The organism is Acinetobacter sp. 'aerobic (ED)' (genome assembly GCF_904886855.1).
GTDB classification, from domain to species: Bacteria; Pseudomonadota; Gammaproteobacteria; order Pseudomonadales; family Moraxellaceae; genus Acinetobacter; species Acinetobacter courvalinii.
Window position 1 is genome coordinate 435,598 of record NZ_CAJHGI010000004.1, and the last position, 20,449, is coordinate 456,046.

Consider the following 20,449-nt stretch of genomic DNA (forward strand, 5'->3'; position numbering starts at 1 on the left):
TTTGAAGTGCAATGCAAATATCTAAAGTTATCTTGTCAGTATCTAAAACGCTTGCAATGATCAGTGTCTGCTTGATCCCGACACTGGTTTCAGCAAAGACTATTTTAATTTTGGGTGATAGCCTGAGCGCAGGTTATGGCATAGATGCAAAACAAGGTTGGGTTCACTTGTTACAACAACGTTTAGACCAACAGTATCCGAAACAGCACAAGGTGGTCAATGCAAGTGTCAGCGGCGAAACCACCAGCGGCGCACTGGCCAGACTGCCAAAATTATTGCAAACCTATCGGCCGGAAGTGGTGGTGATTGAACTGGGTGGCAATGATGGCTTGCGCGGTCAGCCTCCACAAATGATTCAAAACAATCTTGCCCAGCTGGTGCAGTTGAGTCAGAAACAGAAAGCCCATGTTTTACTGTTCGGGATGAAAATACCACCGAATTATGGCACCGCTTATAGCAAGGCCTTTGAAAATAATTACAAGCTGGTCAGCCAGCAATATAAAGTGAAATTACTGCCATTCTTTCTTGACGGCGTCGCAGGACAGAAGCACTTGATCCAGAACGACCAGATCCATCCGAATGCGAAAGCACAACCCCTGATGCTGAATCTGGCTTATCCTTATATCAAAGGTGCGTTATAAACCGCGCCTTTGAAGAAATTGACGATTTCAACTGATGTTTTTCTTAAAATAAACCACACGCTCGGTTTCCTGAAAGCCCAGCGCGCGATGCATGGCATGACTGATCGTATTATCCAGCGCAGCATCCGAAGCAAATTCGGTACATGCAAACTGCTTGGCCCAGTGTTCTACCTGCTGTACCAACGCGCTAACAACACCTGAACGTCGATACTCTGGCAACACATAAATGCCTTCCAGAAAAGCCACCGGTGAAGTTTGTGTGCCATTTACATATTCATATCGAATCGAGGCTTCCAGCATGGCAATTGCTTGCTGCTGATCGTTATAGCTTAATAATTGCAAAGTATGTGGTTGTTCGAGTAACTGCCGCATTTCCAGTAAATGCGCGTCTTCATGATCTGGCCAGAGTAATCGTCTTAATTGCAGCCAGTCGGCCAGGAAAGGCTCGGTTACAGGCATGATTTTCATATCGATTCTGCCCTTTTATCGCCTGAGTATTTATTTTAATTCAATAAACCATAAAGTTTAAGCGTAAACCCGATTGAATAGGGCGAGTTAAAACTCGCCCTGATCCTTAGAAATCAAAAAAAGAAACTTCACCGGTTTCGAGTGAATATTCTGCACCAACCACAATCATTTTGCCCTTTTCAATCAGGCTTTCCAGCACAGCTGAACCGTGACGGAGCTGATTCACAGAAGCAAATACGTTTGAACGGACCGCATGTGCAGACAATTTTTTCAAATCATTTTTGAGTTCGGTTTGCATCAGTATTTCAACCGAAGGACGGACACGGTTGACGATCGACATTAAATTCGATGAAGGCGGCTGATCAGGGTTCATCAAGGTATCAATCGTGGCTTGAATCGCGCCACAATGGCTATGTCCCAGCACCACCACCACGGCGCAATCGTAACGCTCTGCAGCGAATTCAACACTGCCGACCTGTGAAGGTGCCACAATATTGCCTGCCACACGAATCACGAACAAGTCACCCAAGCCTTGGTCAAAAACCATTTCAGCAGGTACACGTGAATCAGAACAGCCTAAAACAATTGCAAAAGGATTTTGATCACTAGCCATCTCGGCACGTTCTTGGTGAGATAACAATTTTTGTTGAACTGCTTCTCCTTTTACAAAACGGGCATTACCAGCTTTTAAACGTTCTAATGCTTCTTGTGCGGTGAGCATGTGTATATCCATGTGTGATTGACCTGAGGCAACAGTTTAATGTGCGCCCGTTTGAAAGTCACTGACAAAAATAGAAACGATCAGCATACTTGCTAATCTTTTGAACGCTAAAATAGCGGAAAATTGCTGAATTCATTGGCAAGAATTTCCATACATCTGTAGATTATGCAAATGACTCACGTCGTCTCTTCCTCAATAATCAATTGGTTTAAAAATAGATCAAGGATTAAACAAAGATGATCAATACCCGATTTGCCCAACCTTTGCGCAAGACGTTTGGTGCTGCGTTACTGGCCTGTAGCTTAAGCACACTCGCAGTAAGTACAACTCAAGCTGCCGAAATAGAAATGAGCTTTCAAAACCTGTTGCAGCAAGAACGTGCCTGGGCTGGTTTACAAAGCAAAACCTTAAAAGTGGGTGATATCACCTGGTCTTATAGTGAAGGCGGTCAAGCCGGCAAGCCTATTATTATTTTAATTCATGGTCTGGCAGGCAGTCGTGACAACTGGAACCGTGTCGCACGCGCCCTCACAGCAAATTACCACGTCATCATTCCGGATTTACCAGCCAGCGGTGAAACACTGGTTCCAAAGGATTTTGACTATTCTGTGCCGAATGTCACCGAAAAATTACGCCGTTTTGTGGAAGCCGCCAATCTGACCGGACCTGCACATATTGCCGGTCATTCACTGGGCGGTTCAATTGCCATGCTCTATGCGGGCCAATATCCCTTTGAAACCAAGAGTCTTTTCCTGATTGATGCAGCAGGTGTCTATAAGGCCGCAACAACACCTTATTTAAAAGATCCAAATCAGGTGAAAAACATGATTGTGAGCAAGAAAGGAGATTTCAATTTCCTGATGCAACAAGCCATGTTTACTCCGCCGTTCATTCCGAAGGAAATTGCTCAGGCTCAAGAAAAAATGATGATTGGTCAGGTTGAGCAGACCCAGAAAATGGTCGATCAGGTGATTGCCTTGAACAAGCTCTATACCCCGGATTCATTTGCCTTGCTGGCAAGATCGATTGATGCACCGACCCTGATCTTATGGGGCAAGCAGGATAAAATCGTCAATGTCGAAGTCGTCCCTGAATTAAAAGCATTACTGAAAAATGCCCAGGCGCCTGTCATTCTGGACAATGTCGGCCATATGCCGATTCTGGAAGCAGATCAACTGGTGGTTCAGCAATATCTGCCGTTCCTGAGCAAGATTCAGGCACAAAAAACTGCTGCGGCTCCAGCGCAATAAACTTAATTTAGCGATTTGAGAATATATGTCTAAACATCCAATGATAGAACAACTGATTGATGCACAGCTCGACTTTCTTGAACATGAGTTTGCTCAGCCAGACACCATTCAAACTGAATTTAAACAGTTCTATCATTGGTTACGCTTGCAACCGTTACAGCAACTCTGGTCTTTTGAACAAATTTTTAACCTGATTGAAAAACAGATTCTTGCGACACCTGCAAGTGCCTTTCTGGTTGAGCAGATTGCGGAGCATATCCGTTTTGCCCTGATTCATCCCGTTAACGAGCAGACCACCATTGAAGATGTTATTCCTGTTCTTACCGTAGATTCGATTGCGCAGTATGTGGCCAGTAAAAGTGGCCATCGCCAGCGTTTAATCAAAACCGTGGTGAACAATCCCGCGTTCTCAGCATTGATTAGCCAGTTAATCCAGCACTCGATTCAGGATTATCTGGATAATTCAGTGATGTCAAAGCGCGTTCCTGGTGTCGGGCATTTTATGAAAATGGGCAAATCGGTTTTAGAAACAGTGACCGATTCCAACCTGAACCAGACCATTGCTCATTATCTGCAAAAAAATATTTTAAAAATCAGTCGAATGAGTGAAAGAGTACTCAACCAGCACTTTAATGATGACAAGCTCTATCATTTTCAGGCCAATCTCTGGCATAAAATTAAAGTCATGCCCTTATCGGTATTGCGGAATTATATTGAAGTACACGACTTACCAAAAACCGTCGAGATGGGACACGAAATCTGGGAGCATATTCGTCAAACACCTTATCTGAAACAACAAGTGCATGATGGCGTCTATGCCTGGTACGCACGTAATCAGGAACGGACTTTTGATCTTTTATTACGTGACCTGAATATTGATGAGGCATTGATTGAACATGAACTCAGTCAATTACTTATCCCTGTACTGCAACAGGTAATCGAGACAGGTTATTTACGTGAGCGTGCCCGCCCTTATTTAGAAAAGTTTTATTATTCGCATCAAGTCGTACATATCTTAAATGTAGAAGGATAAGGCCTTAAAACCTTACCCTTCCCTTCAAATTCTAGAAGCTATAGGTCACACCAAGATTATAACGGCGGCCATCTAACACATAGTTATAGGTCGCAGTATCAATCTCTTTATCAAATAGATTGTAAATGCCTGCAGCAACCGCAATATTTTGCGTTGGCTTATAGTTCACTCCAACATCCACCATCGTATAAGCCGGTTTACCTTTGGCCATGGCTGTACGGCTTAAGTAATCCGAAGTTTTACTGCGGTAATTCACACGGCCCCAGCTTGAGAATTGATCGTTAATTTCCCAATCTGCTGTGGTGTTAAACATGTGTTTAGGCATTTCATTTAAAGGTTTACCTTTATTCGCGCCACTCTTTTGCTCAGTATCCGTGAAGGTATAATTCGCACTCAAGTTCACATTTGGGAGGACTTTCCAGCCAAAGGTTGCTTCTGCACCACGCATACTGGCTTTATCCACGTTCTCACGCAGGCTGACAAAGTCAAACTTCTCACCCAGCCAGTCACAGCCCATTGATCCAGATGCCCCCTGACAGGTTCTGATTTCAGTGATCTTGTCTTTAAACTCACTATTGAATAGTGTAAGACCTGCAGTTAGATTATCTAAATTGTCCCAGTTAAAGGACATTTCATAGTTCACACTTTTTTCAGGTTTTAGGTTCGGATTGCCAACAATCACACCTTTACTTTGCCCACCACCTGTTGCCTGCCCCCACTCTGCAACGGTTGCACGCAGTGCTGGTGTTTTATAACCTGTTGAGACACCACCTTTAATCACCCAATTATCATTCAGCCCCCAAACGCCATAGACTTTCGGACTCCAATGATCACCAAATTTTTCATCTTTATCTAAACGCAGTGAACTGGTTAAAGTGAAATCATCGACAATATTCCAGGCATTTTCCGCAAATAATGCCCAGCTATAACGATCAAGATTGGAAACAGGTTTTGCCCCACCAACGCTTAGCTGATTACCTTTGTCATCTAATTCTTCTTTGAGGTACATCCCGCCAAAGCTCAAACTATGACGATCAAAATTAATTTTATTGATGGTATTAAATGTAGTATTGATCGCTTCCATATTCCGTGATGGATTTTCATTCTCTTCACGCTGAATATAGGAATGTGTTTCTACTGCTCCAATTTTTCCACGATGCGTTAAGCTATATTCGGTACGATAGTAGTCTGAGAATGAGTTTGCTGGTGGATTTCGACCTGTTTGTATTGGAGAAATACTCTTGCCAACGGTTGCATCGCGGTTTTGAATAGAACGCTGGTACTCCAGATCAATGGTGTGATCATCATTGGGGGTCAGGCTAAATGCAGCTCCACCTGCGCGAATTTTTTGCTTGCTATACCCCCCATAGATTTCATCTTCATCACGTTGCGAATAAAGACCATTGGCTTTAAACGATAATAGATTGGCGATTAGAGGACCTGCAATATAAGCATTGGTTTGATATTGATTACCTGAGTCAGAATTTTCCTGCAACGTGGTATCAAGCTTGATCGAACCCGTCCACTCAGTTACATTTTTCTTGGTAATAATGTTAATCACACCACCCATCGCATCTGAACCATATAAGCCAGACATTGGTCCACGGATCACTTCAATGCGTTCAATAGCGCCAATATTCGGTAACCAGCCTTGCTCAATGCCTGAGTTATCACTATTTGGACGTACTGAACGTGAATTTACTTTTTTGCCATCAACCATAATCACGGTATAGGCACTGCCCATACCACGGATACTGATATCACTTGAGCTACCGCCTCCTGTCACCACCACACCTGGAACATCTTTCAGTGCATCGGTCACATCACGATATGCTTTTTTATTCATTTCTTCTTGTGTAAGCACAGAAATAGAGGCTGCTGCTTTTTTAATGTCCTGCTCAAATCCACTTGCCGTGACAACAATCTTTTCCAGTTGTACAGGCTCTTTATTGACCTGAATTTCTGCTGCCTGTGCAAGCGCCATCATACCGCCCAATACGGAAATAGTGAGGAGTGATTGACGTGCTATTTTGTTGGACATATTCCCACCCGATTCAGAGATATCTTAAAGATTGCTTAAAATTTATGGGAATTCTAACAAAAAACAAATAAAACTCAATATAAATGATAATTATTATTATTTATATGTTCATTTTTAATTGTTTGCCGATAGCTTATCAATTGAGGCAAACCAGTTTAAATTTTTAACTTTCAGTCAAAAATAATGATTCCAAATCATTCATTTTATTTAACAATGATCTGATTACATTTAAGTAAAAAGTTAATGATGAAGTCTGGGTTAGAAGCTAGCTGTTATTGAAATGGTCGGCTGACTCAAGCTGTTCAAATTTAAAGACGTTTTATAGCTTAAATCGCTTCTTTAAAATTATGATACTTTTCTAGTAATTTTTATGCATATTACGTTGTTTTTTGATTGCGCAAGTTGAAAAGCGCGCCCCATATCTGGACCACGTTTCAACTTGCATGTCGCATCGTGACTTAAGCCGGAATTTGCTGAGTAATGCAGTGAATATTGCCGCCACCGAGTAAGATTTCGCGCGCAGGAACACCTGTGATCAGATAGTCTGGATACATCTGCTGGAACAATGCCTTCGCCTGTTCATCAGTACGTTCATCCAGTAACGGGAAAATAATCTGCTGGTTACTAATCAGGTAATTGACATAAGAGCCCGCCAGACGATTACCTTCAAAACGTTCAATGGCATTGCCCTTATCAATATCGATCGTCTCGTTTCCACTGGCATACAGTGGCCCGGGAGATGGCAACTTCCACACTTTCAATTGACGGCCTTTTGCATCCTTTGTATTTTCCAGTACTTGTAATGCAGCTTGTGAACGTGCGTATTGCGGATCATTGAGATCATCTGTCCAGTGCAATGCCACTTCACCAGGACGGACAAAGCAGCACATATTATCAACATGCCCATCGGTTTCATCATTAAATACACCTTGAGGCAACCAGATGAAAGTGGTGACACCCAAACATTCTTGCAGAATATTTTCAATCTGGGCCTGAGTCAGATGTGGATTTCGGTTTGGATTCAGCAAGCATTCTGCGGTGGTCAACAATGTGCCTTCACCATCCACATGAATGGCCCCACCCTCTAAAATCAGCGGTGTCGAGTAAGTGTCAATGCCGTGCTGTGCTGAAATCTTGCCTGCAATCAACTGATCCTGATCCCATGGGAAATACAATCCGCCATTTTCCCCACCCCATGCATTAAATACCCAGTTGATGGCTTTTTTCTGGCCTTGCGCATTCTTGACAATGGTTGGTCCCGTATCACGTGTCCAGGCATCATCACTTTCCATTTCCACCAGTGTGACCTGTGCAGGCATAACTTGACGTGCTTTTTCCATTTCTGCTTGAGGAACAGCCATAAATACTGGCGTTTTCTGGGCAATTGCAGCCGCAACCTGGGCAAAAGCCTGTTGTGCAGGTGCGCCATTGCCACGCCAGTTATCCGTACGATACGGCCAGATCATCCATACTGCTTCTTGTGCAGACCACTCGCCGGGCATGCTAAAACCTTGCTGATTTGGGGTTGTCGCATTCTGTTCCATATTGTCTATCTCCATATGTTCATATCTTTTGAAGTCAAATCTACATTGATCAAATCAATTGTTTAAAACGGTTTAAGTGGTGGCCCCAAACGAGAGCGGCTGTTTGCGGATACGCTTATAAAGCAGCAGTAAAACCCCAGCCAATAGCCACACGCCTCCAAATTCCAGTGCCGATTTTTCCAGATGTACCCATAAACCTAATAGGCACAGTACCGAAACCAGTGGTAGCAGCAAATTGAAGAAAATGTTTTTCAAGCCCGTACGCTCTTTACGAAGCACAAAGAATTTCATGAATACAGAGAAGTTCACCATGGTAAATGCAATCAAGGCACCAAAACTGACCAGACTCACCACGGTTGCCAGATCAACGGTAATCGCTAACAGGGAAATCAAACCTACAAATAAAATCGAATATAACGGCGTACCTAGTCTGTGATTGACATAACCGAATATTTTTTGGTTAAACACACCATCACGCCCCATGATGTAAAGTAAACGTGAAGCGCTGGCATGAGAGGCCAAACCGGAGGCAAATGCATTCATGATCTGTACGGTAAGCAAGGCTGACTGGAAAAATACGCCTCCAACAAACAGTGCAATTTCAGGTAAGGCTTCATCTGGATTTTTAAACTGGTCCAGTGTCGGAAAGGACAATTGAACAAACCACGAAACCGTAATAAAAATCAGGCCACCTAATAAGGTTGTCAGCATAATTGCCCGGGGAATGGTCTTGGTCGGATTGCGGCTTTCATGGGCTAAGGTCGAGACCGCATCAAAACCCAAATAAGAGAAACAGACCAATGACACACCTGTCAGCAAGGTCAGATATTCGGGATTACCATTGAATAACGGCTTGATTGTCGCCAGGCTTTGATAACCCTGCGAATGCCCCATGCCTGTGACCACCAGAAAAATAAACACCAGCATCATTGAAATCGTAGCTGCAATAAAGATAAAGCTAAAATTGGCCAGAATATTGATACGAAAGCTGTTGATTAGCGTGATAATCCCGACCATGATCACCACCCAGGTGGTATAGGAAATATCGGGCATCAATGCATTAAGATAAAATGAGGCGAGTAAAACATTGACCAACGGAATCAGTAGATAGTCAATCAGCGAGCACCAGCCCACAAAAAAACCCGCTGTCTTGCCGCATGTTTCAGTGGTATAGGTATAAGCCGATCCTGATTTTGGTGTCAGTTTACTAAAGCGTGCATAGCTAAATGCAGTTAATAGCATCGCAAATAAAGCCAGAATATAAGCCAGAGGAACCCGTCCCTCGGTAACTCTTGAAATAATACCAAAAGTATCAAATACAGTGGCTGGAGCCATATAAGCCACACCAATGACAACCACTTGCCACAATGACAGCCCTTTTCGGTTGTTTTCGCTTTCCATGCATGTTTCTCCTGCATCAATGCAAACACTTTCGCAGTGCTTTTTTTATTCATCTTGGATAGTGATACTGAACAGAGAAGTCCCTTTCCCGATTCAATAAGCAGTTGAAGAATTAGAGCGTAATCACGTTTTCTTCGAGATAACTTTGCATTCCCGATTCACCCAGTTCACGCCCAATTCCACTTTTCTTGAACCCGCCCCATAAAGAGCCAGGCTGAATCATTTGATGACAATTGATCCAGATATGACCAGAGCGAAGTCGCTTGGCAATTTTTTTACCGTGCTGCAAAGATCCGGTGATAATGGTGGCAGCCAGCCCGAAGTCAGAATCATTGGCTAGCCGGATCGCTTCTTCTTCAGTTTCAAAGCTTCGACAACACATCACCGGGCCAAAGATTTCCTCGGTCCATAAGCGGCTTTCAGTCGGTACATTTACAAAAACATGGGGCTGAATGAAAAAGCCCTTTTCCGGAATGGCAATCTGTTCAGGATCAATTAAGGATTGAAGCTTTTCCTGTTGTGCGATAGTTAAATATTCATGAACTTTCTGATATTGCTTTTGCGTCGTCATCGGTCCCATGCTCAACGGGCCGCTCAGATCAGAACCTAAAGTCATCGACTCCACCGCGATTTTAAGCTTCTGGTAAAAGCGCTCTGCCAGTGATTGGTGTACCAGTAAACGTGAGGTTGCAGAGCACATTTGACCACTGTTGTAAAACATGCCGCCAAGTGCTTTATCGACGGCTTCATCCAGATCGGCATCTTCAAGAATCAGGATCGGCGATTTGCCACCCAGCTCTAACGTGACACGCTTGACTGATTGCGCTGCTGCCTGCATCACGTGAATACCCACTTCCGTACTACCGGTGAAGGAGACTTTATTGACCTCTGGATGGGTCACCAGATGCTGGGCTGCCACGGCATCTCCCAAAATCAGGTTAAAGACCCCCTGCGGAAACTGGATCTGATCCAGTAATCGGGTAAATTCATACTCTGGCAATGGCACCAGTTCGGATGGTTTAAAGATCAGTGTGCAACCTGCGGCAAGGGCGGGTGCGATTTTCCAGGCGCTGGTGATTAATGGGAAATTCCACGGCGTAATCAAAGCAACCACACCCACCGGATTTTGCTGATGGGTCAGTTCAATGCCATCTTCACATTGGGTCACCTGACTAAACGCAAATTCTTTGACGAGATTGGCATAGTAGCGATAGCACTTAATGCTATTCTCGACGTCGACTTGGGCTTGCTCCGAAGATTTACCATTATTACGATGAGAAAGTTCAATCAAGGTATTCTTTGCTGCGTCTATGGCATCGGCAATTTTGTTTAACCAGTTTGCCCGTTGTTCAGGACTGGTCAAACTCCAGCTTTCCAGCGCCTGTTGCGCAGCCGCCACGGCAGCATCTACATCTTGTGGGGAAGCGGTCGTAAAACGGGTTAATTCTTCTTCACTGGCTGGATTCACCACCGTAATCTGGGAGCTTCCTGACGTATTTTCCCATTTTCCATTGATATAATTCTTCATCTGCTTGCTCTCATACGAGTTCTAAAGCGGATTCATCGTGACTGCCCACAGGATTTCAGCCTGCTTCAAGTCAACCCAGTCGCTTTATTCCTCATTCATTCCATCGACATCATCTGTTGTTGTCCCGCTATTTCTATCGATCAGCGAGACTCAACTCACCCTGCAGGGCAAGTTGACTGCTTGAAAGATCAAAGAGATTCGGCTTACAAATGACCTTCAGCCTTTAATTCCTGAATGGTATTCTGAATCGCATGACGTAAGGTTTTCACGGCAAAGTCAATTTGATCACGTGTCAGGATCAAGGGTGGAGACAACACATTCATGTGACCCACAGGACGTACAATCAGACCGAGTTTCTGGCAATGATTGGCAATACGTTTGCCTACCCCAACAGAACGGTCAAACAGTTCTTTAGTTTGTTTATTACGCAGGTTTTCGATACACATCATGAATTTTTTGCCGCGTACTTCACCGACAATTTCCAGATCTGCCAACGTCTTTAATTGCTCTTCAAAGTAAACGCCCATGTCCTGGACATGTTCACAAATCTTTTCCTTTTCCAGAATTTCAATATTCTTCAGTGCAGCAACACAACTGACCGGATGACCTGAATAGGTAAAGCCATGGGTAAGCAAACCACCTTCATGATGCGGTTTACTGATGGCCTCATAAATCTCATCCGAAATGATGGTTGCACCTAAAGGCAGGTAACCCGAAGACAGGCCTTTTGCACAGGTAATAATGTCAGGCACAATGCCAAACACGTCTTCTGAAGCAAACATATGACCTAAGCGACCAAATGCGGTAACCACTTCATCAGACACATACAGCACATTGTATTTCTTACAGACGGCCAAGGTTTTGGCATGGTAGCCTTCTGGTGGAACAATCACCCCGCCCGCCCCCATAATTGGCTCGGCAAAGAAAGCCGCGACATTATCCGGGCCAAGTTTCAGAATGGTATCTTCCAGTTCCTGAACCTTTTCATCACAGAAATCTTCCATCGACTGAGATGCTGGCTTGCGGTATGGATTTGGACATGACACATGGTGAACCAGCTCATTGTGAATTTCGAAACCGACATGATCGGCTTCAATACCGGTCAAGGTCATACTGATATAGGTACTGCCATGATAAGCATCTTTACGGGCAATCAGTTTCTTTTTCGATGGTTTGCCAATCTGATAGAAATAGTGGTGAATTAAACGTACTGCAGTATCGTTCGCTACTGAACCACCACAGCCATAAAACACATGATTCAGATTACCCGGTGCCAACTCAGCCAGTTTAGCCGCCAACTTGGCTGCTGGTGCTGTGGTTTGATGACCAAATGGTGAATAATAAGGTAGTTCCATGATCTGTTCAGCAACGGCATCGGCAATTTCTTTGCGTCCATAACCGACATTGACACACCACAGGCCACCAATACCATCTAGATATTTATTGCCCTGCGCATCATAGACATAGACATTTTCACCTTTCGACATGATTAAAGAGCCTTCGTCTTTAAAGGTCGAAAAATCTGTCCATGGGTGAATCACATGATCCTTATCTTTTTGCCAGATATCCTGAATATCGACATTTACAGGTAATTTTGAGTTCATCTTCTATCCATCCATTTTTTATTGCAATGCTCCATTCCAGCAGCATGCATGTCTTACACATTGTTAATTTGTTGATCATTAAACTGTTACTGTATTCTTCTGCGCCACTTGTGCGGTTGACTGTGCGTCATAATTTAAGATCGCATTCAGCAACACATCGGCACCTTGGGCCGCATCTTGCATATAAATATCTTCTGCCTCGTTATGGCTTAAACCATCAATACACGGAATAAAGATCATCGTCGTCGGACAATGTTTTGCGATATTGATGGCATCATGTCCTGCACCACTCACAATCGGCTGATTGCTGTAGCCCAGGCTGTTTACCGCTGCTTGAACCGTTGCCACACAAGTCTTATCAAAATAAGTCGCCGGACTCAGCCAATGTTGAGACACCTGAACGTCCAGATCTCTTTCTGTCGCCAGACGAGACAAGATTGCTCTGGTTTCCACTTCCATGACTTTGAGTGCAGCATCATCTGGATGACGTAAATCAATGGTCCACTGAATCTGGCCCGGGATGGTATTGCGCGATGAATTTGCCACCTGCATTTCACCAAAGGTCACCAAACCTTGCGGGAATTTCTCAAGAATGCATTTTTCAACAGCCACAATCATTTCTGCAGTACCGACCATGGTGTCTTTACGCATATTCATCGGGGTTGTGCCTGCATGTGCTGCTTTGCCTTGAGTTTCAACATCTAGCCATAAAATGGCTTGACCACCGGTGACCACGCCAATCGAGATCTGGTTTGTTTCCAATACAGGCCCTTGTTCAATATGGGCTTCGTAATACGCCTGGAATGGACGCGCCAGTGGATAATCGCCGAGTTGCCCGGTACGGACCAGTTCGGAATAAACAGAAATACCGTTTTTATCGGTGGTGTCATAGACTTGCTGTTTAGGTAATACCCCAGCGAAAGCGGCGGAGCCCATCATTGCCGGAGTGAAACGTGCGCCTTCTTCATTCATCCACACCACCAGTTCAAGTGGATGAGCCGTCACAATATTCTGTTCTTCCAGGCGCTGTAATACTTCCATACCCGCCAGCACACCATAAATACCATCAAAGCGTCCGCCCTTGGGCTGGGTATCCAGATGGCTGCCCATAACGATAGGTAATGCGGTATGGTCTTGACCGGAACGGCGTAAAATCAGGTTACCGACTTCATCATAATGAATAGAAAGATTAATCTGCTTGGCCCACTCAAGCAGTAAAGCCCGACCTGAAATATCTTCATCCGTAAGCGCTAACCGTGTATTACCACCCTTGCTGGTGGCACCAATTTTTGCCATGTCCATGAGCATCTGCCATAAACGCTCTGCATTCACTTTCATTGTTTTAACATCCCTTTTATCGATATATCACTATCGCTTTATTCACTCTACTTTGATTAATTCTTCCATTAAAAACGAGTGCCAATTCTTTCAAAAAAACAGGTACCAATTTAAATATCAATAAATAAATAAAATTCCTTTTGTTTTTCAAACGAATAAGCAAATGATTAAACTAATCCTATTTTTATAAAAATCAATTTATTTTTTATTACTTTTTAATTATTTCTAACCACATTCAACACCGAACACAAAACAGCCAAAAAGTTTTATATATAAAACTTTTTGGCTGCTGTTTGATCTAAGAAAATTTTAAACAGGACTATTTCAACCATCAAAGCATGATTTAAAAATACAAATGCTCACATTTAAACTAAAACAGTTTGGTTAAACTAAATACCACTGTCTTATCTGCACTGGGTAAATCTTTATTAACATTTGCATTGGCATAATATAAATCAAAAATAAAATCCTGATAATTAAAATCCACTCCTAACTTATAATCATAGAAGTGGCTTCTCTGATCTGTTCCCCAAAGTACGCCATAGGCATCTTTATTTGCAAACTGGTTATATGCTACTTGCGTATATATATTCCACTGCTCCGCGACTGGATAACGATATCCCACCTCATAACGCAGCATTTTAGCGGTCTCTAGCGTATAATCAGGTGAATAGTAAAAAACCAGATTCAACTCATCCTGCGCATGGAGGAGATTTGATTTCAACACGCCAATTGAGTATTCCTCAAAATCTACGCGGGGCAGGGTTTGATCTTCTCCTGGGTAGTTCACATCCAGATATTGCAGATTCAGTTTAAGATCATTATTTATTTGATAATTATAGCCAATATAATAATCCAGCTCTAAACTACTGCCAATATCCAGCTGTATATTTGATGCAAACAGTTGCGTATACAATCCTGAATCATGATCTAGTCTTAATGTTCCTTGAACAGCCGGTTTGCCTTTGGTTTGCGTAGTGCCACGCCAATAATACTCTGTTAAAAAAGCCATTGAACCACTGACTGAAAAACGTTGCTGCTGATTTTCAGTAGGACTATCGGCGGGTTTTGCATATACTGGCGCTAATAGTGTAGATGTTAAGATAGCTAGAATCCATTTCTTGTTGATCATCTATTTATTCCATGAATATATGATTATTTTTGAATTCTGATTATCTTTCACACATCCTATAAATCGAGAACCAATTTCACAAAAAACAGAAGAGCCATTTATTTTATAAAAACTAGGTTTAATTCATATCCGCATAAAATCAAAGCAAGCTTATCACTTTCTTTGATTTTAAAATTTATTAACATTCTTGTATCAGTCATATTTTTAACTGTATTGAATAGACAATAAAAGTCCCCTCTCCTTTTTAAAGGATGAGCGTAGTTACGCGTAAAAGGGAGAGGATTTAGATCAAGCATTTCCCCTCATCCTGACCTTCTCCCAAGGGAGAAAGGACTTTTAACACCAATGTTGAGCATTTTTTGAATTTTGAAAGCGCTCTGTTCTTTATTGTTTATTCACTTCCCTTTATATACCTGTTTGCCTGCAAACCAGGTCTCAGCAACTTTCCAGTCTTTGATATCTTTATTCAATGGCGTTTTTAAAGCATCTTGCAAGACCACAAAATCAGCCCACTTTCCGACACTGATACTGCCAATCTGATCCCCCCAGCCTGCAATATTGGCAGGTGCTTGAGTATAGGCATATAAGGCTTCATCCAGACTTAAAGCGTTATCGCTATAGCGGGTTTTGCCCTGATACTCACGGAAAACCACATCACTCAGCTGTAGCATTGGATTTTCAGATGCAGTCGGCCAGTCACTTCCCAATACCATGGTAGCGCCGCTACTGAGCAAAGATTGCCAAGCATAACTATATGGCATACGCGCCTTACCCAAACGCGATTCCTGATAGTTACCGCTAATGGCATGGTCCGGCTGCATTGAAGCCACCACCCCTAACTGGGCAAAACGCGGAATTGCATCTTTAGAGATCACTTCAATATGCTCAATTCGATTGGCAAACTGACGATGTTTCGGACTATTCTCAATCGCATTCAGGGCCATATCGACACTTTTGTCACCAATGGCATGTATCGCCACCGGGAAACCAGCTTCATTCGCATTTTTCACTGAATTATTCAGCTCTACCTGTGAGGTAATCGGCGCGATATTAAAATGATGACGATCTGCATACGGTTCATTCAATGCAGCGGTGTAATTCATCAAGGTACCATCAACAAAATATTTCATATAGGCAAAGCGGAACTGCGGTCCAGTTTTCCACTGCTGTTCTTTTTGCATAAACTGCTGATTGAGTTGATCACGTTGCTTTGCATAAGCCTGAAAATGGGCTGGTGTGACCTGATCCTCTCCCGCCATCAAGCCAAAACGTATCCGCATCGGCAATTGCTGTTTCGACTCCAGTAAAGCAGGATAAACCGTAGCCAACTCAGTCCACATATCATGTACGGAGGTAATCCCCAAACTGTTAAAATGCGCAATGATTTTTTCAATGGCAGGAAGTGCCGCTTTGCCCGAAAGTAATGCACTGCTGTACTTTGGATTGCCCAAAATCAGTTGCATGCCCGCAGTTTCCTTAAAAATACCAGTCGGCTCTCCTGTTTGCGGATCTTTGACAATCTCGCCCCCTTCCGGTGCTTGGGTATTTTTATCAATCCCCAGCAATTGCATCGCCTTGCTATTTACCCAGACCGAGTGATAGTCAATGTCCTGTAACACCACAGGGCGATCGGGCACAATCGCATCCAGTTCCTGACGGGTCGGCATATGACCATCTTTGAGGCTGCTGATATCCCAACGACCACCCACCAGCCAGGCGCCTTTCGGTAACTGTTTATCCTTTTCGGCGATCAATCTAAACCATTCCTGACGATCGCTGATTCCAAAAAGGTCCACCCCTTCCCAAAGCTCTAGCCCACCCAATAAATGGGTATGCGCATCGGTTAAACCAGGCAGCACCGTCTTGCCTTTTACATCAATAATTTGTGTCTGCTTGGTCGCCATCTGCTGAATAAAGCGGTTATCGCCTACAGCCAGAAACTTTCCATCTTTCACAGCAAAAGCTTGTGCTTTTGGCTTGGCCGGATTGGATGTCCGTACATCGGCGTTCAGTACAATGACATCAACCTGAGGCGTTTGTGCATAGCTGTTTAAGCTTATGACGCCGATACTGATCGCTAACCATAATTTCTTATTCATAAGTCCCTTATTTCCCTATCCAGTGTTATTTTTCCATTTTTATTCTCGTTGCTTTCTCTGCAAAACCTAGAACCAATTCAACTGAAAATGCAGGAACCATTTTTATTGACATACCACCGATTCAAGTCAAACGAAAGCACCTACCTGTTCGAATGCCTTTTATCGAGGCTACGGTTTTGCAGCATAGACCTGTCGGCCTGCAAACCAAGTTTCCGCGACCCGCCAGTCCTTCAGATTTTTAGGGAGTGGTGGCTGTAAGCTACCTTGTAAAATGACAAAATCGGCCCATTTACCCACACTGATACTGCCCATTTCATTTCCCCAGCCTGCAACATTGGCAGGTGCTTGCGTATAAGCATATAAGGCTTCATCCAGACTCAGGGCATTTTCGCTATAACGGGTTTTTCCGTTATATTCACGAAATATGGCATCACTGAGTTGTAACATCGGGTTTTCTACGGCCGTCGGCCAGTCACTCCCCAGGACCAGCGTAGCCCCACTGCTTAATAGCGACTGCCATGCATAGCTATAGGGCATACGTGCTTCGCCCAAACGTGATTCTTGGTAATTACCTGAAATGGCATGATCAGGCTGCATCGAAGCCACCACACCTAACTGGGCAAAACGCGGCATGGCTGCTTCACTCATGACTTCAATATGTTCGATTCGATTGGCAAACTGACGATGTCGGGGACTGCTTTCAATCGCATTTAAGGCCATATCGACACTTTTATCTCCAATCGCATGCATCGCAACAGGAAAACCCACTGCATTCGCATTGCTGACCAAATCGTTTAATTTGGCCTGTGAGCTTATTGGCTCACTATTAAAATCATGCCGGTCTGCATAATCTGCATTCAATGCAGCGGTATAGTTAAGCAATGTGCCATCGACAAAATATTTAAGATAACCATAGCGGAATTGCGGTCCCTGTAACCATTGCTGTTCTTTTTGTTTAAATTGCCGGTTCAGTTCATCGCGTTGTCTTGCATACTCAGCAAATTGTGCTGTTGTGGTTTTTTCTGCCGATGTATCTGCCATATAGCCAAACCAGACCCGCATAGGTAATGGTTGCTTTTGTTGTAGCATTGCAGGATAAACCGACCAATCACTTCTCCACATATCATGCACTGAGGTCACACCCAACTGGTTAAAATGCGCAACCAGTTTTTTCAAAACAGGCAGTGCTTCTGTTCCAGCAACTACCGCTTTGAGATAGACCGGATTTTTACGCACCAGTTGTGTTGCCGCGGTTTCTTTAAATATCCCGGTCAACTCGCCGGTATGTGGGTCCTTAACAATTTCGCCTCCCTCTGGTGCGATGGTGTGACGATCAATTTCCAGAAGTTGCATGGCTTTGCTATTGAGCCATGCGGTATGATAATCAATATCCAGCAATACCACGGGTCGATCTGGCACAATCGCATCCAGTTCCTGTCGTGTCGGCAAGCTTTGCTCAGACAACAAACTGATATCCCAGCGGCCTCCGGTCATCCACTGGCCTTTGGGTAGCTGCTTATCACGTTCTGCAATTTGCCTGAACCATTCAGCACGATCATTCAAACCATATAGATCAATGCCTTGCGCAATTTCCATCCCACTACCAAAATGTGTATGCGCATCGGTTAAACCCGGGATGACGGTACGACCCTGAGCATCAATGACGCGCGTGTGCTCGGTTGCCATATGCCGGATAAAACTGTTATTGCCTACCGCCAAAAACTTTCCCTCTTTGACCGCAAATGCCTGTGCTTTTGGCTTTGCCGGATTAGAAGTTCGCACATCAGCATTGAACACAATCACATCAACTTGTGGCGTTTTTGCATAGCTTGCCAAACTCGTGACACCAATACTGAGGCCCAACACGAATGTTTTATTCATAAATCCCTTCCACCCTTATCCTGAATTATTCTGCTGTTTTTTTTTATTTTGTCTATTTTGCTCTTAAAACCTAGAACCAATCTGCCTGCAAAAACAGGAACCATTTTAAGTCCCGTACCTCGACTAAAGTTTTTATCCTCTGTTTTTATTGATCAGGAGTGATGAACAAATCTGCATAATATGTGCATCTAAACAACTTCATTGGATGATTAACTGCAAAATTAATTTTCATTTAAAATTATCAAAATCAGCATGTGAAAAATAAAAAAAGCCCTCGAAAGGACTTTTTAAAATACAGTAGATTTCTCGCGATTATTTAAAATACGCGCCTTCTGCCTGTGTATGGTCTGTTTGATCCACAACGCGCTGTAACTCTGGTACATGCTGTCTTAAGGTGGTTTCTACACCTTGTTTTAAAGTGACATCAATCGCAGAACACCCCTGACAACCACCACCGAATTTCAATACAGCGGTTAAGCCATGCTCTGGACTGTCCTGTACTTCAACCAGACTACAGTTACCGCCGTGGCCTGCTAAGCCTGGGTTAATTTCAGATTGCAACACATAGGTGATACGTTCTTCAATTGAGGCATCTGGCCCAACGCGTGGCACTTTAGAGTTCGGTGCGCGGAACGTCAATTGACCACCAAAACGGTCTTTGTTGTAGTCAATCACTGCATCCACTAAATATGGAATTGAGGGCGCATCAACATAGGCAGGAAAATCTGGATAGTCCTGCTTATAGTCGGTTGGCACCACTTCTTCAGGGGCACTATAAGCCATACAACATTCAGCACGTGGAGTACCTGGATTTTCTACAAAAACACGAACGCCAATCCCTGGAGTATTCTGCTTTGCTAATAAATCACTTAAATACTCTTGTGCAGAGGGAGTAATCAAAAGGTTTGGAATTTCTTCTGCGACAGCAGTGTTGGTGTTCTCAGTCGACATAACAATAATCCTCAAGCTGATGTCGTTATATTAACCGAAGATGGAGGGTAATTAAAAAAAATCAACCATTTTTGTAGGAATTCTATGCAAGATCATTGTTTATTAAGTTTTTAATGGCATTATTGCTTAGACTCTGATCAATTTAAACTATTTATGTTACATCTACCCTTTGGTCACACTGTGACCCTGATCATTATTACTGTTGCAATTTCCTTGTTGGCTTTCTCCAATCAGGCAGTGATGAATCGTCTGATTTTCTGGCCGCCTGCCATGCAACGCGGGCAGTATGACCGTTTTATCACGCATGGTTTTATTCATGCCGACGGTACGCATCTCCTGTTCAATATGATCACGCTGTTTTTCTTTGGCAATATCATTGAAAGTTTTTACCGTCAGTTTTTTTATGACATGGGCTTTGTCTTATTTTATTTGGGTGGATTGATTGTTGCCATTTTGCCGAGTTATTTAAAACATCGCCATGATGCCCACTGGGCCAGCCTAGGGGCCTCTGGTGCAGTATCAGCGGTGCTATTCGCTTATATTCTGTTTCAGCCCTGGAACCTGATCTTCGTGTTCTTTATTCCAGTACCTGCGATTATTTTTGCGATTTTATATGTGGCTTATAGCATTTGGTCTGGCAAACGGGGCAATAGCAATATCAACCACAGTGCGCATCTTTGGGGAGCCGCCTATGGTGTTGTGGTCACCATTATTCTGGAACCTCGCGTCATTCCACATTTCCTGAACCAGTTGACCAAATTGCCTTTTTAAATAGATTTAATATTCGCCCCAGAGATGGGGCTTTTCTTTTTTTAAG

Annotated in this window: 16 protein-coding genes; 4 read left to right on the forward strand and 12 right to left on the reverse strand. The window is 43.4% G+C overall.

What is annotated here, in order from left to right; genetic code table 11:
* Positions 1-17: 17 nt before the first annotated feature.
* Positions 18-641, forward strand: coding sequence for an arylesterase (locus JO943_RS10820; protein ID WP_171067753.1), 624 nt, complete (start codon positions 18-20; stop codon positions 639-641).
* A 27-nt stretch (positions 642-668) separates the two neighbouring features.
* On the opposite strand, the gene aac(6')-I is transcribed toward JO943_RS10820, so the two are convergent.
* Complete coding sequence (aac(6')-I, locus tag JO943_RS10825; protein WP_202740765.1) at positions 669-1,109, reverse strand: AAC(6')-Ighjkrstuvwx family aminoglycoside N-acetyltransferase; 441 nt, start codon at positions 1,107-1,109, stop codon at positions 669-671.
* Between the two features lie 106 nt (positions 1,110-1,215).
* A complete protein-coding gene (locus JO943_RS10830; protein ID WP_005231802.1) occupies positions 1,216-1,830 on the reverse strand; it encodes a carbonic anhydrase in 615 nt (204 codons plus the stop codon).
* Positions 1,831-2,066: 236 nt separating this feature from the next.
* Between JO943_RS10830 and JO943_RS10835 the strand changes: the two genes are divergently transcribed.
* Complete coding sequence (locus JO943_RS10835; protein WP_202740766.1) at positions 2,067-3,080, forward strand: alpha/beta fold hydrolase; 1,014 nt, start codon at positions 2,067-2,069, stop codon at positions 3,078-3,080.
* Positions 3,081-3,105: 25 nt separating this feature from the next.
* Positions 3,106-4,113, forward strand: a complete 1,008-nt coding sequence (locus tag JO943_RS10840) for a hypothetical protein (RefSeq protein ID WP_202740767.1) — start codon at positions 3,106-3,108, stop codon at positions 4,111-4,113.
* Positions 4,114-4,144: 31 nt separating this feature from the next.
* Here JO943_RS10840 and JO943_RS10845 read toward each other — a convergent pair whose 3' ends face one another.
* From JO943_RS10845 to nfuA, 10 genes are all read right to left on the reverse strand, one after another.
* On the reverse strand, positions 4,145-6,154 hold the full coding sequence (locus JO943_RS10845) for a ligand-gated channel protein (protein WP_032874503.1): 2,010 nt from the start codon (positions 6,152-6,154) through the stop codon (positions 4,145-4,147).
* A 458-nt stretch (positions 6,155-6,612) separates the two neighbouring features.
* The gene (gene aguA, locus JO943_RS10850) at positions 6,613-7,698 is read right to left on the reverse strand and encodes an agmatine deiminase (RefSeq protein WP_032874505.1); all 1,086 of its coding nucleotides are present in this window, start codon (positions 7,696-7,698) and stop codon (positions 6,613-6,615) included.
* 72 nt (positions 7,699-7,770) lie between these two features.
* A complete protein-coding gene (locus JO943_RS10855; RefSeq protein ID WP_202740768.1) occupies positions 7,771-9,099 on the reverse strand; it encodes an APC family permease in 1,329 nt (442 codons plus the stop codon).
* 112 nt (positions 9,100-9,211) lie between these two features.
* Positions 9,212-10,627: an aldehyde dehydrogenase family protein gene (locus JO943_RS10860; RefSeq protein WP_202740769.1), complete on the reverse strand. Its 1,416-nt coding sequence runs from the start codon at positions 10,625-10,627 to the stop codon at positions 9,212-9,214.
* 203 nt (positions 10,628-10,830) lie between these two features.
* On the reverse strand, positions 10,831-12,231 hold the full coding sequence (locus JO943_RS10865; RefSeq protein ID WP_202740770.1) for an aminotransferase: 1,401 nt from the start codon (positions 12,229-12,231) through the stop codon (positions 10,831-10,833).
* Between the two features lie 78 nt (positions 12,232-12,309).
* The gene (locus JO943_RS10870) at positions 12,310-13,569 is read right to left on the reverse strand and encodes a Zn-dependent hydrolase (RefSeq protein ID WP_202740771.1); all 1,260 of its coding nucleotides are present in this window, start codon (positions 13,567-13,569) and stop codon (positions 12,310-12,312) included.
* 370 nt (positions 13,570-13,939) lie between these two features.
* Positions 13,940-14,701 carry a TorF family putative porin gene (locus JO943_RS10875; protein WP_202740772.1) on the reverse strand — a complete coding sequence of 254 codons (762 nt, stop codon included), beginning with the start codon at positions 14,699-14,701 and terminating at the stop codon, positions 13,940-13,942.
* Between the two features lie 395 nt (positions 14,702-15,096).
* A complete protein-coding gene (locus tag JO943_RS10880) occupies positions 15,097-16,800 on the reverse strand; it encodes an amidohydrolase (protein ID WP_202740773.1) in 1,704 nt (567 codons plus the stop codon).
* A 168-nt stretch (positions 16,801-16,968) separates the two neighbouring features.
* The gene (locus JO943_RS10885) at positions 16,969-18,681 is read right to left on the reverse strand and encodes an amidohydrolase (RefSeq protein WP_202740774.1); all 1,713 of its coding nucleotides are present in this window, start codon (positions 18,679-18,681) and stop codon (positions 16,969-16,971) included.
* 312 nt (positions 18,682-18,993) lie between these two features.
* Positions 18,994-19,632 (reverse strand): Fe-S biogenesis protein NfuA, encoded by a 639-nt coding sequence (gene nfuA / locus JO943_RS10890; RefSeq protein ID WP_009511435.1) that lies wholly within the window; start codon positions 19,630-19,632, stop codon positions 18,994-18,996.
* Between the two features lie 153 nt (positions 19,633-19,785).
* Here nfuA and JO943_RS10895 point away from each other — a divergent pair, with 153 nt between their 5' ends.
* Positions 19,786-20,403: a rhomboid family intramembrane serine protease gene (locus tag JO943_RS10895; RefSeq protein ID WP_005231817.1), complete on the forward strand. Its 618-nt coding sequence runs from the start codon at positions 19,786-19,788 to the stop codon at positions 20,401-20,403.
* Positions 20,404-20,449: the final 46 nt, after the last annotated feature.

Excerpts from the sequence above, each read along its gene's own strand:
- JO943_RS10830 (WP_005231802.1), bottom strand. The coding sequence starts at position 1,830 with ATGCTCACCGCACAAGAAGCATTAGAACGTTTAAAAGCTGGTAATGCC.
- JO943_RS10835 (WP_202740766.1), top strand. The coding sequence starts at position 2,067 with ATGATCAATACCCGATTTGCCCAACCTTTGCGCAAGACGTTTGGTGCT.
- JO943_RS10840 (WP_202740767.1), top strand. The coding sequence starts at position 3,106 with ATGTCTAAACATCCAATGATAGAACAACTGATTGATGCACAGCTCGAC.
- JO943_RS10845 (WP_032874503.1), bottom strand. The coding sequence starts at position 6,154 with ATGTCCAACAAAATAGCACGTCAATCACTCCTCACTATTTCCGTATTG.
- aguA (WP_032874505.1), bottom strand. The coding sequence starts at position 7,698 with ATGGAACAGAATGCGACAACCCCAAATCAGCAAGGTTTTAGCATGCCC.
- JO943_RS10855 (WP_202740768.1), bottom strand. The coding sequence starts at position 9,099 with ATGGAAAGCGAAAACAACCGAAAAGGGCTGTCATTGTGGCAAGTGGTT.
- JO943_RS10860 (WP_202740769.1), bottom strand. The coding sequence starts at position 10,627 with ATGAAGAATTATATCAATGGAAAATGGGAAAATACGTCAGGAAGCTCC.
- JO943_RS10865 (WP_202740770.1), bottom strand. The coding sequence starts at position 12,231 with ATGAACTCAAAATTACCTGTAAATGTCGATATTCAGGATATCTGGCAA.
- JO943_RS10870 (WP_202740771.1), bottom strand. The coding sequence starts at position 13,569 with ATGAAAGTGAATGCAGAGCGTTTATGGCAGATGCTCATGGACATGGCA.
- JO943_RS10875 (WP_202740772.1), bottom strand. The coding sequence starts at position 14,701 with ATGATCAACAAGAAATGGATTCTAGCTATCTTAACATCTACACTATTA.
- JO943_RS10880 (WP_202740773.1), bottom strand. The coding sequence starts at position 16,800 with ATGAATAAGAAATTATGGTTAGCGATCAGTATCGGCGTCATAAGCTTA.
- JO943_RS10885 (WP_202740774.1), bottom strand. The coding sequence starts at position 18,681 with ATGAATAAAACATTCGTGTTGGGCCTCAGTATTGGTGTCACGAGTTTG.
- nfuA (WP_009511435.1), bottom strand. The coding sequence starts at position 19,632 with ATGTCGACTGAGAACACCAACACTGCTGTCGCAGAAGAAATTCCAAAC.
- JO943_RS10895 (WP_005231817.1), top strand. The coding sequence starts at position 19,786 with ATGTTACATCTACCCTTTGGTCACACTGTGACCCTGATCATTATTACT.